The sequence below is a fragment of the Microvirga aerophila genome (assembly GCF_003332305.1).
GTDB lineage: Bacteria > Pseudomonadota > Alphaproteobacteria > Rhizobiales > Beijerinckiaceae > Microvirga > Microvirga aerophila.
Genome location: NZ_QOIO01000039.1, coordinates 1 through 14,620 on the forward strand (window position 1 = coordinate 1; position 14,620 = coordinate 14,620).

At 57.8% G+C, this 14,620-nt stretch carries 13 protein-coding genes; 4 read left to right on the forward strand and 9 right to left on the reverse strand.

All coding sequences use genetic code 11. The features are described 5' to 3' along the window. Positions 1 to 617: 617 nt before the first annotated feature. Entirely contained in the window at positions 618 to 767 is a 150-nt protein-coding gene (locus DRB19_RS30055; RefSeq protein ID WP_162815759.1) for a hypothetical protein, read from the forward strand. Between the two features lie 500 nt (positions 768 to 1,267). Continuing rightward, positions 1,268 to 1,786, forward strand: a complete 519-nt coding sequence (locus DRB19_RS31915; RefSeq protein WP_420870163.1) for a pilus assembly protein N-terminal domain-containing protein — start codon at positions 1,268 to 1,270, stop codon at positions 1,784 to 1,786. A gap of 92 nt (positions 1,787 to 1,878) precedes the next feature. Here the strand turns inward: DRB19_RS31915 and DRB19_RS19405 are convergent, their stop codons facing one another. Continuing rightward, positions 1,879 to 2,397: a tetratricopeptide repeat protein gene (locus DRB19_RS19405; RefSeq protein WP_245439674.1), complete on the reverse strand. Its 519-nt coding sequence runs from the start codon at positions 2,395 to 2,397 to the stop codon at positions 1,879 to 1,881. Positions 2,398 to 2,883: 486 nt separating this feature from the next. On the opposite strand from DRB19_RS19405, the gene DRB19_RS19410 reads away from it, so the two are divergent. Beyond that, on the forward strand, positions 2,884 to 4,230 hold the full coding sequence (locus DRB19_RS19410; RefSeq protein WP_162815761.1) for a type II and III secretion system protein family protein: 1,347 nt from the start codon (positions 2,884 to 2,886) through the stop codon (positions 4,228 to 4,230). Positions 4,231 to 5,319: 1,089 nt separating this feature from the next. On the opposite strand, the gene DRB19_RS19415 is transcribed toward DRB19_RS19410, so the two are convergent. Continuing rightward, positions 5,320 to 5,475, reverse strand: coding sequence for a Flp family type IVb pilin (locus DRB19_RS19415; protein WP_114187683.1), 156 nt, complete (start codon positions 5,473 to 5,475; stop codon positions 5,320 to 5,322). Between the two features lie 446 nt (positions 5,476 to 5,921). Here DRB19_RS19415 and DRB19_RS19420 point away from each other — a divergent pair, with 446 nt between their 5' ends. Beyond that, positions 5,922 to 6,617, forward strand: coding sequence for a CYTH domain-containing protein (locus tag DRB19_RS19420; protein ID WP_147021863.1), 696 nt, complete (start codon positions 5,922 to 5,924; stop codon positions 6,615 to 6,617). A 392-nt stretch (positions 6,618 to 7,009) separates the two neighbouring features. Here the strand turns inward: DRB19_RS19420 and DRB19_RS19430 are convergent, their stop codons facing one another. The 7 genes from DRB19_RS19430 to DRB19_RS19465 form a co-directional block, all read right to left on the reverse strand. Further along, a complete protein-coding gene (locus DRB19_RS19430) occupies positions 7,010 to 9,160 on the reverse strand; it encodes a class I SAM-dependent methyltransferase (RefSeq protein WP_420870164.1) in 2,151 nt (716 codons plus the stop codon). 1,478 nt (positions 9,161 to 10,638) lie between these two features. After that, complete coding sequence (locus DRB19_RS19435; RefSeq protein ID WP_114187687.1) at positions 10,639 to 11,097, reverse strand: PilZ domain-containing protein; 459 nt, start codon at positions 11,095 to 11,097, stop codon at positions 10,639 to 10,641. Between the two features lie 973 nt (positions 11,098 to 12,070). Next, the gene (locus tag DRB19_RS19445; RefSeq protein ID WP_373867377.1) at positions 12,071 to 12,709 is read right to left on the reverse strand and encodes an RES family NAD+ phosphorylase; all 639 of its coding nucleotides are present in this window, start codon (positions 12,707 to 12,709) and stop codon (positions 12,071 to 12,073) included. Then, on the reverse strand, positions 12,706 to 13,239 hold the full coding sequence (locus tag DRB19_RS19450) for a DNA-binding protein (RefSeq protein WP_245439675.1): 534 nt from the start codon (positions 13,237 to 13,239) through the stop codon (positions 12,706 to 12,708). The genes DRB19_RS19445 and DRB19_RS19450 overlap by 4 nt, the downstream gene beginning before the upstream one ends. 321 nt (positions 13,240 to 13,560) lie before the next feature. Then, positions 13,561 to 13,731: a hypothetical protein gene (locus tag DRB19_RS19455; RefSeq protein WP_210207499.1), complete on the reverse strand. Its 171-nt coding sequence runs from the start codon at positions 13,729 to 13,731 to the stop codon at positions 13,561 to 13,563. A gap of 78 nt (positions 13,732 to 13,809) precedes the next feature. Then, on the reverse strand, positions 13,810 to 14,196 hold the full coding sequence (locus tag DRB19_RS19460; protein WP_114187691.1) for a type II toxin-antitoxin system VapC family toxin: 387 nt from the start codon (positions 14,194 to 14,196) through the stop codon (positions 13,810 to 13,812). Continuing rightward, a complete protein-coding gene (locus DRB19_RS19465; protein ID WP_114187692.1) occupies positions 14,196 to 14,441 on the reverse strand; it encodes a type II toxin-antitoxin system Phd/YefM family antitoxin in 246 nt (81 codons plus the stop codon). Before DRB19_RS19465 ends, DRB19_RS19460 begins: the two co-directional genes overlap by 1 nt. Positions 14,442 to 14,620 lie beyond the last annotated feature (179 nt).

The window sequence follows — 14,620 nt, forward strand, 5'->3', positions numbered from 1 at the left end:
GGATCGACCCTGGACGATCATGTCCCTCGGCCTGCGGGAGTGGGCGCACCGGTTCTGATCAGCGGGACTTGGTATTATATGCTCAATCTGGATCTCCATTTTGATCGAGCTAGCGACGGTGATGCGCTGCTTGGGGTTTCTTGATCCGTGATTGACTAGGTTTAGGAGCTTAAAGACTGAACAAGGAAGTGCGGCCACCGCACAATCGACTCAAGCTCTGTGTCCTCAATTCTGATGCGGGAGCGCACGTGCCTCCGAGGAACACCGCCTCGTCTATGAGCCCGCAGGATTCCCCATCACCAAGATTCCAGATGGTAAGCAGGCCATGGGCCACACACTCCACGCTCTCCGAGACCTGTTGTACGTTGAGGAAGTTTTATGTGCGCCTAGTTTAGGTGTAAGATAGATCCATTAGCTCCTAACGGCCGAGTGTTGGATGGCGCAGCATCGGGCAGGCTGCGACCAAGCACTCATCACAACGACCGAAGGGGGCCTCACGCACCGCTGGAAGCGATCCAACAAGTCACTATCGTTGTGAGTGGATCTCCAAGAGCCAGCCCCTTCGTCGCCCATCCCGCCAATCTGACGGGGCGGAAGTCGGCTTCTGAAGGAGTCATTTGCGAGGGCTGCGCGACGTAATCGCCCGCGATCCGAACCCCGCCGCCCACAGGTCGTCCGTCACCACCCATTACTGCCACCGCATGCGCAGCCTTGTGGAAGGCAACCAACCGACCAGTGTGCGGGAGCAGCTCGAAGTCGAGTCGTGAGGCGCATGCACGCGCGAGTCATGTCGAGACACTCGGGATTTGGATCGTTATCGAGGCTTGGCCGGCCACTAGAACCCAGTGCGGCCCCACTCGTCGATCGGGGACCAACCACCTACTCCGTACGAGGGGATCTGACTGGTCACTGGTCTAGGCAGTCCAAGAGCAGTTGGCCAGGCATCTCGGCAGTGGCGCTCAGACCGCTGCTCAACGAACATTCAGCATGGAGCTCGCATTGCAGACTGACCATTGCGGGCTCCACAAACCGCACCGTCAGCCGGTAAGTCCTGTAGTCATCTGGCTGCAGGTCACGTACCCACAGGCTGTAGATCTGTGCGAATTGCTGGATTCTTATCCGGGAACGCGTCTAAGTGACCGATCGCAGATGCCAACTGCAAGCTACGGCTTGCATGGAGGTTACTCTTGGGTGATGTTCATGGGGACTAGAGGACTTGCTCATGTTTATTCGCGTTGCAGCGGTGTTGATCCTAGCTTGTGTCGTAATGCCGCCGGTCTGGGCTGCGGGTGTATCCGGAGAAGGGTCAGGACAATCAGCCCCGCGGCAGGTGTCGTCGGGCGGAGAGCTCCGTTTGGCGCCAGGTTCTGCTGATATTCTTAAGGTTGCTCGGAGCGTGGGCACAATCATCATTGGAAACCCTGACATCGTAGATGCATCGGTGATCAATGAAAGTACGGTAGCTGTCACTGCCAAGACAGCGGGCACAACCAATATGATCCTGCTCGACGCCCAACACGCCGAAATTTTACGTACGACTGTTCAAGTCGGGCCGCGGCCAAGGCAGGTTCAGGTTCTGAGTGGGGACAGGTCGCAGGCCTACGCCTGCACGCCGAGCTGCAATCCGGATCCTAAGGCGGTCCTGCCTTATGCTGAGACGACTGCCACGACAGTTGTCCGTAATCCAGATGGGACCGAAGCCAGCACCGTATCTGGAACGACCAGAGCCAATGCTCCATCGGGAACCCCAAGAGCCAATGCTCCTCCTGCCCAGCCCCAACAATAGACAAGTACTGCGAATTCTATAACTACAGAGGGAGAAGGAAGAAGCTTCGACCCTATGATTGAGATGCCTGATGTCAAAATCAGTGGTCTGGATTAGTTGCGTTTGGCTCTGGTAGTGTTGTCGCGAAGCAATTCAAGATTGTTGTTGACCGTAACACTGGACGGGTCCAGTTCATGCGCCCTGAGGAAGTTGCTTCTTGCTTTAGCAAGGTCTCCACGGAGCAGATAAGAGTACCCAATATTATTGTAGTACTCTGGCTGGCCTCCGACGTAGCGCCCAGCTTCCCGATACGCCCTGTCTGCCAAGTCGAAGCGCCGCACGCGATCGTAGGATGCGGCAAGGCCTAGCCAAGCTTCTGCATTGTTGGATGCTAGCTCAACGGCTCGCTCATAGTATCGGGCGGCATGGCCGTAATTACCTGCCGCGAACTGTGCTTTGGCGACTGCCAGCACCTGACTGTCGGGGTAAGCTTCGACTGAAGCCGGTAGCTCGAGCGCAGCAGCATCATTGCCGAAGCTTGATAAACTGCCACCGTTGGCGTTGCAGGCTGACAACAGCAGAGACACCAACACAAGCAGACCGGCCGCCCGCTTCTGTTCAGATCTTTGCATCCTCGGCCCCCCTATGACTGCCATACCGGTGTTTTTCGTTCTCGGAATGGCTGTTCGCCTTGCACAGCGCGATAGCATCAAATACCCGTGTGTAGCAAATGGGTTTGATTCGCCAAGAGGCGGCATGGCTTCGTTCGTGCTCCAAGGTCGTTTCCTCAGGGGATAAATGTCGGCTACTTGGTCTAAGATCTAGGTTCCAGATTTCCGTCGATTATGTTCTTGTTAACTATGTTTTCATTATATTTTGGTGAAGTTTTAGGCTGCCTGCCTAAGTAGATTAATGCGCTGGATCAACCTAAACTATCGCAGCAAGCGCGTGGAGTAGATTTGGAAATGCGAGCAACCGATCGTTCCGCGTCCAGTGCCGTGTCAAGTGCGACTTGGTCCACGTTCGTGTTCCTCGTTCTCAGCGCAGTGGGTGCCTTGGTTTTAAGTTCGCCCCTTGAGGCACAGGAACGTCTTATCCGGTTCAGCAGTGGCCGCGCGATGGGGCAGATCAATGTCGCCCGCGGCCAGTTTCTCACCGCTCGGACGGTCGAAGACGTCAGTCGGGTGGTGGTGGGCGATCCTGAGATCGCCACAGCTGTCCCACTGACAGGACGCACATTCTATGTTCTCGGCAAGACTGAGGGTCGGACAAACGTGGCCGTGTTCGGGGCAGATGACACGCTGCTCGGCACAATCAGCGTGGAGATTGGTGCTGATACCCCCGATCTTGCAGGGTCGATCCGGGAGAGTATCCCGCAGGCCAATGTCCGGGTTGAGACCGTCAATGGGCGTCTTCGCCTGAGTGGCACCGTCCCGGATGCGATTGCCTTGCGCAAAGCACTGGAAATCGCCGAGCAGTATGGATCCGATGGCGTGATCAACGCACTGCGTGTCACCGGCGGGCAGCAGGTCATGCTGGAGGTGCGATTTATCGAAGCCAGCCGGAGCGCCGGGCGAGAACTCGGCATCAGTTGGTTTGTCAGGCGGCAGAACGACAACAGTGGGCGGGGATTCGCGACCGGAAACGCATCCCCCACATCTGGCCTTGTTGTGAGTTCCTCTTTGCCCAGCGGAAACGCTCCCTTCGGCGCGCTGGTTGCTCAGGTCCTCGGCGGTGGCATCAGTGCCGACGTTCTAGTCCAAGCCCTGGAGGACAAGGGGCTGGCGCGGCGCTTGGCGGAGCCCAACCTCATCGCTTTGTCTGGTGAGACGGCGAGCTTTCTGGCTGGCGGCGAGGTTCCCATTCCGATTTCGGGGAACGACGGACAGATCTCAGTCACCTTCAAGGAATACGGTGTTCGCCTCAACTTCACGCCAGTTGTGCTGGAAAACGGTTTGATCAATCTCAAGCTGCAGCCTGAAGTGAGCCAGGTCGACCCTGCCACCCGAGTCACGGCGGGAGGTGTTTCGGTCCCGGGCTTTATCACGCGGCGTGCGAGCACCATGATCGAGGTCCGGGACGGCCAGAGTTTTGCAATGGCCGGACTTCTTCAAAGTCTCAACAGCAGGACACAGGATCAGATCCCCTGGATTGGTCAACTCCCGGTTCTAGGAGCGCTGTTCCGCTCGTCATCCTTCCAAGAGGAAGAAACAGACCTCGTCATCATTGTCACCCCTCGTCTCGTCAGGCCGACAAAGCCCGGGCAGCCCTTGCGCACGCCACTTGATGGCACCAAACCCAGCAATGATCCGGAATTCTTCCTGCTCGGTCAGTTGGAGGTTGATAGCGACATGCAGCGTCGCTTCGTCGAGGGTACAGGAGTGATTGGGCCCTATGGTCATATCGTCGAGCTACCCGCGAGAAAGCGCAATGTCAGAAAAAAAGTTATCACAACAAAGTACTAGGCGTCGGCTTTGGATGCTCGCCTGTGTTGTGCCTATAGTCGGGCTTGGGGGTTGCGTGGATTACCTGAAGCACAGCGACACGGTCACCTTTGCAGCGGGCGACGCTCAGGACTGGAACAAGGTTGTCCATACCGCCGATCCTTGGCCGCCTTATGTCACGAATACCCGCATTCCTGGAGATGGACGTCGCACTGCCACAGTGATCCAGCGCTATTCGACGGGCAGCGGATCAGCAGCACCCACGGCAGATAACTCAGCCGGTGCAGGAACTCCCGAGTAGGCGTACCTGACGGGCGTCGGACGAGCTCCCAAGCACGTGAATATTCAGTGGTCGGATGTCAAAGACACTTGGTGTGTCTTTGTCTTTCGTATAATTGCGCTCATAGCTCCCCACCGCCCGTTTACAGGGGTTGCCTCACAGAGAAAGACCCCACGCGTTACCCCTCGCAGGTTCGAGCTTGATCGAAACAAACTTGGGCTAAAATGCCCGCGCCGCCATCACGTGTTGGTTGGTGCGTACCTTCGTGAGCTAGTGAGGGCTGCGGCTCTGTTCATGCGGATTGTGCCGAACCTCATCGACACCGTGGCAATGGCAGACGGGGAGAGCAGGATTGGAATGGGCACGAGATGTGTGGGTCATTCGCCGGCAACAGTGAAGTGAAGTGCTTCCAGCCTTGCCGTGGGCGAGGCGCAGGCACCACGAAGAGGATATGTGGTCGTCTGTGAAGGATTGGCCGTCGGATTGGAAAGCGCCTGAGGTGGCAGATTAACAGAGGAGCAGAGGCCCCCAACTCTCCTGTTCCTGATTTGAATTTGGAGATGCTAAACTCTTCAGCCAATCACAATCAGCTCTCTGGGCATTGATCATATCGCCGCCTCATCACTGATCTCCGAGGGCAACTCGCTGCACGAGATTGCCATTCTCAATCACAGACGCGATCACCAAACGCAGGAAGCCTGCCAAAAGTGCGATTTCTCTTACGGATCTGGGCCACTTGACGGCCTAGTCGCGTCGGGACGTCAAGTGTAGGGGAGTTCTTCAAGGCGACTCTCCAGGGATTGTTTCGCAGGAACAGCCCCGCTTTGCACTTAGAAGCCGACGATGTTGAACATGGACGAGACGGTCGTGCCAGTTGCCCGGACCACGGCGATGATCACACCGGAAATCAGCGCAATGATGAGACCATACTCCAGTGCAGCCGCGCCGGACTGATCCTCATAGAGTTTGGTTAGAATGCTCAACATAGGTTGCCTCTGGCAGGGGCAAGGCTTGCCCTGTGAGATCGTTCTTTCGTCCTTAAAGAGATCATCCCGCATTTAGACTGATAGAGCAACAAGCCATTCTCCGTCTCGCGGAGAAGGAACGCCACAGTTTTTCGGTGTCGCCTTTGTAGAATAGTCCAGCTTACGTTAGCTGGATCCATCTGCGCGCATGAAATTGATAGGCCGCGCCGCGTATCAGTTCATTCCGAAAAGCTTCAATATAGGCAGCGTGGCTTTTTGTATTCATCTCAATTTGAGCTGGTGCGACTTTGGTGAGGTGTCTGCCGAGCTGTGATTGTACTAATGAACAAGCACCGAGATAATGATAATGTGGCTTCCACTGGTCTGTCTTAAGCACTAACCTCTGGGTCAGAGAACGCAAAGCGTTCAACAATGACCAGATGGCTTTGACAAGGAATATTTGTCTGATGAAGACCGCTCGCGTTTTCCTGCTTCCCACCTCCTTGGCCCGCCTAATCGAGCGGGAGCGGGGAGGCCGGCGCTTCGTAGAAGGGTACTTCCCCGTTCATCACGGGCGTGCTGCCCATGTGCAACTCGGAGGCGGCGCCAGCAGCCTCGTTCTGGTTTCCAGCTTGGCTGGTGAACCATCGGAGGATTGGGCCGATCTCCCCCGAGTTCAGGCGGAGGCCCTGCTGGAGCTGACGTCGGGACGGGTAGAGTACGCGCTGACGAGTATATCCTACGGTTCCCGCGACATTCTCCTCAGCCGGGTTTTTGAGCCAGGGCCTCTCGACTTGATTACCATCGCCTTTAACGGAAAGGAGGAGGCGCAGGACTTCCGTCCGTTGCCTTGGTTTGGCCCGGAAGTTACGGCTGACGCAGCCTATCAGAATCGCACCATTGCTCTTCAGGGGCTTCCGGCTGTGCTGGAAGTGCAGCTCGCCAACGAAGCCCTGGAGAGCCTGCTTGATGTTCTGGAGAGCCGGACCTTTTCCCAGCAGGAGCCAGACTCTGAAGCAGCGGAAGCGGTAGCCCCGCGACAGCCCGCAAGTTCAATGGCTGAGCCTGAAACACTGACTGATCCTCAGGAGGCGGAGGATTCAGACATTGAAGATAGTGTCATACGGGGACTAGCGCGCTCTCTCCGGTCTTACCGCAGCTAGCATGTGCAAGTCTGCGCCTTCGGTCGATCATAGGAATTGTCACGTCGGCATACTAGGACAGGTGGGCGAGGAGCCCATGGGGCGCGGTGGCCGTACGTTAGAACGGCTGCTGGTTATAATGATCGTTAGCCGGAACGTCGCTGATTTGCTGGCTTTCGGTTCCAAGAACGGGAGGCTTGAGGTTTAATCGGGCAACCGAAGCCCACCCTTCCTGCTCGTGCTGGCTCGCGATGGAGCGGGATCAGTTCAGGCGTGTTGCGCCGGTGCGCGACCGAGTCAAATTTGGCCGGGAACCTGCCGTCGGATCAGCCAGCTTTCGCGCAGTCTCAAATGCTCGTTTCCACGCTTCAGATCAAGCCTCGATTGAGCGGGCTGAGTATTGGAGTCATCTCTCATTGATGTGGCCTCATCCTGCGCCAAACCGCGCCGATCACATCTGCATAATCATCCGTCCATGGCTGAATACCTGACCTCGCCTCATAGCGCTGCCAACCGGACCGAGTGGCCAAGTCGCCAACATCCTCCCCTGATCGGGACAGCACAACCACTTCAGAGTCTGTGATGTATCTCCCGACATTAGTTCTGCCTTCAGGCCCACCTCGAAACACTGCCAGACCGTTCGCACCGCCTACGGCCGCAACGACACTGGCGAGTTCCATATTGCGGTTGGAGATGTGGAGCACGAGAGAGCCGCGTGCGCTTAGCTTTCTTACATAGAGTGCTATTGCCTCCTGCGTCATTAAGTGGATGGGAATAGCGTCTGAGCTGAAAGCATCCACAATGAGGAGGTCGACAGAACCGTCCTCAGCGCCTGCCACCGTGAGGCGCGCGTCACCTAATACAATGGGTGCATCGGGAGCACAGCTTGAAAGGAAAGTAAAACGGGAGGAATCCTTGACAATGTTGATCACGGTGCGGTCAATTTCGTAGAACGTCCAGGATTCACCTGCTTGTCGGCGGCACGCAAGCGAACCCGTGCCGACACCGATGACGGACACATTGTTTAGGCGACCTTGTGCGGCGCGGATGGCCTCAATTGCGTGGGAGATATTGCCACTGGTGTGATTATACGTAATCGCCTCCAGTGGACCTTCAAACAGGCGGCCGTTCTCATCACGGATCTTCTGAGCCCCATGCAGCGTGGTGCCGTGGCTCAGTAGCCTGAACTGGCCGTCGCTCGTCGTCGCGACCCTATGGACGCCGTAGAAGGAACGAATTGTTTCCGCCTCTTCATCTCCGAGGCGAGCTGCGGCGAGGATCAAGAAGACGGCAGCGGATAAGCCTGCAAGTCGGGCCGGGTGTTTGAATTGAAGCATCAACACCAAACTCAGACCGATCAGTATGGCGGTTGGGTTTGCTGATTCCGGTTGGGAGACAGCCCTCGATGCAACGAAAAGAGCGACGGCGATCATCCCGCCAGCAACAACGATGAACCCAATTGTCTTAAGGGTGCGGCTCCTGTTCTTTGCCTCAAACAGACCCGGATGGCAAAGAATGCTTGCAAGCAGCAGCGGGTACTCGAGGATTGACGAGAACAGGTGGGGCGCAAGCAGTCCGGCGAAGAGGCCGCCCAGCACCCCGCCAAACGACATCCACATGTAGAACTCGGTGAGATGCTGCGCGGGCGGGCGTCGTTTGGCCATTTCACCGTGGCAAACCATGGCGGTAAGGAAGAAGCCGACCAGGTGAAGTGGCAACATCATCTGCCAGTCTAAATGCAGACCGAGTAAAACTGGGGCAAGGAGGAAGCCCACAACGATCGGATGGAGCGACAACATCCGATCGTGGCGCAGGAAGGGTTTGCGTTGGAAAACGATGATAAACGACAACAGAAAGAGCGCGAGGGGGATTACCCAGAGAAGCGGTGCGGCGGCGACATCCGTCGAAACAAAGGCCGTGACGGCGACAAGCAGCGCACTTGGCACGAAAGCGAGGGCCGTCCATGTCGCTCTATCGCCCCAACCGGGGACGGTGGCTTTGTCGTTTCTCGTTTGAAGAACGGTGGCGGTTGGAGGAATGCGACCGACAAGGCCTGCTGCAATGGCCACTCCTACAATCAGTAGGGCAAAGCCTGAAGTCCAGACGTGCACCTGTTCCGACAGTGGAAGGCTGGGCTCAATCAGGAAGGGATATGATAGCAGCGCTAACAAGCTCCCGATGTTGGAGGCTCCATAAAGGAAGTAAGGATCAGTGGCATGGGAATGCCCTGTCCGGGCGAACCACGCTTGAAGCAGTGGTCCATTTGCCGAGATGGCAAAGAAAGGCAAGCCGACGGACACGGCGAAGATGCCGACAAGCCAGAGCGCCTGCCCCTCTTCGGGCGGCTGGCCCAAATCGGTGGGAAGACCCATTGGCAGTGCCAAGGCAAATATCAAACCCATCATTGACAGGTGGACGAAGGCCGCTCGGCGGGGCGTCAACCACGTGGTGATCACGTGCGCATACGCGTATCCCGTCAGAAGGACCGCTTGGAAGAACACCATGGCGACGGACCAAACCGCCGGGGTCCCCCCGAGTTTCGGCAACACCAGCTTGGTGAACATTGGCTGGACCGAAAACAGCAGGAAGGCCGACAAGAAGAGGGCTATGCAGAAAAGCGGGCAAAACGATGAGCGGTGCTCCAACCCGAAAATGCCATGAGGAGGTGATTTTCATGACACGGGACACGCCGGCCGGACTACCATTGCCCTCTATACTCCCGCCGCGCATGTCGATATCCCTCGCTGAAACGCCTCTCACGTGAGTCATGGTGCCCGTGAAAGCCAGGTGATGAGCTATGCCCAATTTTTCGAGGCGGCAACCCGGCCGAACGATCTGAGACGACCTAGGGAGGACAGGGTAAGAACGCACCAGGTACGGTGTTGTGAAATCGGTCACTATCCTGAATGCATCGAGCAGACATCGCTTCAGGCGCGTGTCCGGTTGGGCTCGTTGCCTTCCTTAAGAAGGCCCACTTTGAATAGGCTGCTCGCGAACTCAATGCTACTCGTTCCGTGATCATCAACGACACAGACTTGGTGACGAGGCATCCGCTAAGCACTGGCGTGTCCAGCGGCCCGGAGGATTTGTGTGCAGAGTCTGATGTCGGAGGCGAGGTCCCCAAGATCTTTCGCCAAGCGCCTTGCAGCACCGGACCGAAACCGCAGCTGCCCACAGGACAGGTGGTCTAATCGTCAAGCCCAACCGTTTGCTCTAGGAGGCTTGACCCAGAAGCGCAGCTGAGACTCATTGATAAAACGGATGATGTGAGCAGCCCAGCTTCAGTCGTTCCAAACTGCTCGGATCTTCTCGAATTGCCAAGCTCGTGCGTCCGGCGGTCTTCACGTTCCGCGCCTCTGGCGCGCCCGCCTAGATAGAGGCAGTGTCTAAATGCCTGACGCGTGCGGCCCAGCATTAAGTTGAGCTTTTGAAAGTAATAAAGTTTAATATACTGTCTAACCAAGACTGGCCGTTATGCGCTGTGGCCTGCGCAACTCTCAGTAATGTGGCATAAGTGGCGCACTGCACAGCCACTAGTAAAGTCAACCTTATCGCGGTTGCCCATAATCTGGCATCAGGAGGTGGAGCTATAACCGCAGCTACCCATTCTGGGTAGGGTCAGGCCACAATCCAGAATGTGACAATAAGGCTGATGCTGGCGAGTGCTACAGCGTTCAGGTCGAACAAAAGCTGCTGCCGGGTGTAATTTTGTGCGAACATAGGGTGCCCCAAGTCTGCCGTTTCTAAGCGGCTTTAATACTCATTAAGTGTTTGCATGTCTCACGGCAACTATACCGAATCGGTAGGACTAAACAGCGCATCTGAGATCCAAGCCCGGACTCTGTGCAGTCGGCGTATCAATTTTACCATTTATTTAACGTTATCTCATTAAAGTATATGGTCAGCTGCTTTCTTTGCCTCGTCCCGTTCGTCATGCTGGTAGGCAAGACCACGCAACCGAATCCGCGTATCCTGCGATATGACGGCGATTACTGGGGGTGTCCTAACCGAACGACATTGGAGTTGTGCACAAGTGCCCGTGCTACAGGCCAAGTTCCTGCTGGTTGAGGTAGGCTCTCAACGCGCGCTCGATCACCTCCTGATAGCTGAGGCGTCGCTCAAAAGAGAACCGGCGAAGGCGCTCATGCTCGGTCTCAGACAAGTGAAGGGTGAGTGCTCTGGCCTCAGCGTCAGGGATTGGATCGGTTTCAGGAAGCAGACCCGAGGGGCCGGTGTCCTCTGTGATCCGTGGCTTTTCAATGAACATGAGCCCATAGCTTCGTCCATTGGTCCACGCTACGCGCGTCCGCACACACAGACTCATGTCGGGGATCTCAAGTTCAAACTCGTACGGGAGAGGGGTATCTTCCGAGAGCTCAATTTTCGCTCCGCCATCGGACAGATCCCTTACCATGCACCCAACGTGGGAGCGGCGTTTGTCGGCTAGAACCTTTGCCGCAAGCGCGGTAGGCCTGCGTGCGTTAGAGTGATGCTCATCCATCGAAACCCCCTCAATCCCGATATAACGCTACTTAGTCACCTTACATGCGTAACCCGCCACGACCGGTTCCCCATTGTGATGGGCTTTTAGCTCACAATGATTGATGCGTCTGCAGATTTGCTGTCAACCATTTGCGAATTGCCGAGGCGGCCGCGAGCATGCGTCAGCGAACGAAGGCGCTAGCCGCGAACTCAGGCATAATGGAGGTGAAGGGCTTTGCCTCTGAGATTGGGGATGATGCATTACGATGGATCTCATGCACGATTGTCAGGATCATCCCCAAAACAGCCCCGCAAACGGCAAGGGCGTACGCGTCCCGGGTCTCCTCCCTGCCAGCGAGAGGGATTCCAGAGCCATCTGGCCTGCCACGCTATAGGACTACAGCGCCGGCGGTCGAAGCGCCTCGCGGAATAAGCCTAAAGTAGCCTGAGTGTTTTACGCCATACAACAGCGTCATCGAGGCGACCCAGTGCCCTGCGCAGCGATGTCCGAATCGGCGTGCGTAGTGTCAGGCTCAAGGGTCCTAGTGGCACCGCGTGAGGGAGCACCAGGTCGCGTGCGCTCAATGAGATCAAGCGTTTGCGCGATCGCCTGCTTGGCGCTGTCAATGGCCTCCTGCAGGGCCCGTCGTTGCTGCTCGATATCACTGGGGGTGTCGTCCATCAAGGCGATTGGTCCGGGCGAGAGGTCCGATGGGACCTGGGAACAGGTCCCACTACCTAGCCCCCAACGATGTCTCAAGACAACAATCCTCTGTCCTGATTGACAGAAAAGTTATCCTGGAGCGGTGCCATAACTGGCTCATGGCTGACCTGCTTCGGGCGATGCCCTTGTTGAGCAGGCCCAAGAGTTCGGCACGCTCGCGGCGGCCAAGGTCGACACGGTAGCGCTCGAGCATGGGAGCAACGCTCGCTCCCGATCAGGCGGGATTGCACCCGCTCAACCGATCTCGCAGCTCTCCTGTGACCTGGAACTAGGTGGGCGAGAGGGATTTGCCGTAGGTGTCGAGCAGGGCGGCGACCTCGTGCAACATCGCTGTCAACGGCTTCGTTGATGTGATGTCGAACGTCATGTCCGGACGTTCGAAGAGTGCCAGGCAGATCTCGTTCGAATCGTGCCGGGACTGATACGTGATCCCGTCAGGTTTGTCCGGGTGATCCCAGAGGGCGTCCGACCACAAGCCGCAGGGTTCGTAGGGGCCAGTGGAGATCGCGTTGTCGGTGCCGACCGCCTGCAGGCTGGAACCATAGAGCTTCGCGACGCGCAGTTCGCGGCCACAGGCCAGCTCGGTTGCGGCACGGTCCGTGATCTCCGAAGTGGCGACTATCAGGCGCTGCGGGTTGCGCAACAGCGTTTCCGTCACTGCTCCGGCCCGGCTCAGGCCGACATACAGCACGCCGAAGCGGCTGCTTGCGCTGTCGAACCGGTAGGTGGGCGCGACACCAGCGCCAGGGCCGAAGAACACCGGTCCGAGCGATGCGTGGTGAATCCGGTACAGCACGGTGCCAGCCGGCAGGACGTCGACTGGCACGCTCTTGCGCCCAAGCCAGGCAGGCGGCGGTGGCGCGGCTCCCGTCGGTCCGCGGGTCCCGGAAGGTGGCGAGGGGCTCACGCGAAGCCGTCGCCCTGGGCTCCCCGGACTAGGCGCAGCACCGCATCGCGGTCGCCGGCGCGCAGCGCCTCCAGGGGCGTCCGGCCCGCCAAGGCTGTGTCAGAAGCGAGAAGGAAGTCCAGCGCTACCCAGGGGCCCGCGGAGCCGAAGCCGCGCACGACGTCGGCGATGCCGGCCAACACCTCACCGTTGTCAAACTGGCAGGCTGGATAGCGCCAGTCGCTCCCCTCACGGACAGCCAGCACGGTCCCGGCGCGGCGCCGCTTATCGACGGCCTGACGCGTGATCCCGAGGACCTGGCCGGCGGCCTCCGCCGACACTGCGCCGCCGGCTGAGACTAGGAGCGTCTGACGGTGCTCGACATTCCGGGCCAGGCTTGGCGCAAGCGGGTCGAGATCGGTGACGGCCGACCCGACCACCTCGGAGCGGCTCAGGAGTTGCGCGAGGGCGCCGACGTCGGTGGGGGTGGCGAGCGCCTCCGTGAGGGTCTTCGTTGGGACGCTGCTGGCGATCCGCTCAAGAGCGGACAAAGCCCGACGCAGGAACGCCGCCTGGACTGAGTCGGGCTCAGCGTGAACGGTCAGCCTAAAGCCGAAGGATGCAGGTTCGCGGGCCAGAGCAGCCTCCTCGGTTGCGCTAGTCAGTATATAGGACTGAAAAATACAGCGTCAACCAAGACGGAGCGAGGAGCGGTTGTGCTATCGGCGGGTGGCTTCGTGCTGACCGGTCGATCAACGGCTTCGCATGAGTCTGTTCTGGCGGCTGGTGCGATTGCGCCTCTGATCCGTTCGTCACAGATCAACCTGGACGGGAGGAAACTGGACGCGACGGGATTGAGCTAAGCGACCAGTTCACAATCCGAAGTCATCCCGAAATCGATCGATCTGATGCATGCGCTCATGCAGGATTGTCACGATGCCGATGTCATTATTGCTGGGCGTCCACCAGCCGACGAAGTGCCACTCATATCGGAAAAAGTAACCGTCAACCCCGAACTCGGCCGGCACCGGGCGTGATATCACCTCGTGCGTCTCGATCTTGCCAAAAGCCTAAAACATGAAAAGCCCCTGTGCGGCCATCTTTGGGATCTGGTAAGGGCGCTAAACAAGGTGCACAGGACCGGGATAGCGAGCCACGATCGCATCGGATGTGAGAAGCAAAATGCCTTCGACCAGCGATTGGGCCACGAGGATGCGGTCGAAAGGGTCCTTGTGAATGGGCGGGAGGGCCTCAACTTCCACGGCGTGGACACTCATGATCGGAAGCTCCATATAGCCGTTGTCGAGAAGGCCGCGCCGCAAAAGCCGCGGATCGACACGAAAGTCTGGACGATCAAGCCCTCTCTTGATCGCGATCTCCCACAGGCTTGCTGGACTGAACAGCAGTTCGTTCTGGAGATCTTCGAGGAATGGCCTTGCGGCGGTGGGTAGCCGATCAGGATCCCCGGCCGCCCAGAGCAGGAGGTGGGTGTCCAGCAACACCTTCATCAGATCTCACCCTTGAACTGTTGTTCGATCTCCGTGCTGCCCATCTGGTCGAAATCGTCTGGCACAGAGATTTGCCCGGCGAGGAAACCAAGCCGACGGCTTTCTCCGGCTGCAGGGGTATCCAGGGCTGTGACCTTGACGAGGGGCTTACCCGCCTTGGCGATCACAAACGCTTCCCCGCGTGCGGCTTTTTCGATGAGCCGGGACAAGTGGGTCTTGGCCTCATGAATGTTGACGATCTGCATAGGGCCTCTCTTAACCTTAGTTTACATGACTTAGTCTATTTCTGTCGGAAATCAAGGTCGTCTCTGCCGTGAGGGCGATGCTTCGAACGAAGGGCTGTATTGACGCCCTCAACGCGTGTATCCGCGATGTCAGTTAGCCCTCCTGGCCGCCTCGTTCCTGGTGATGGCACTCATGCCTG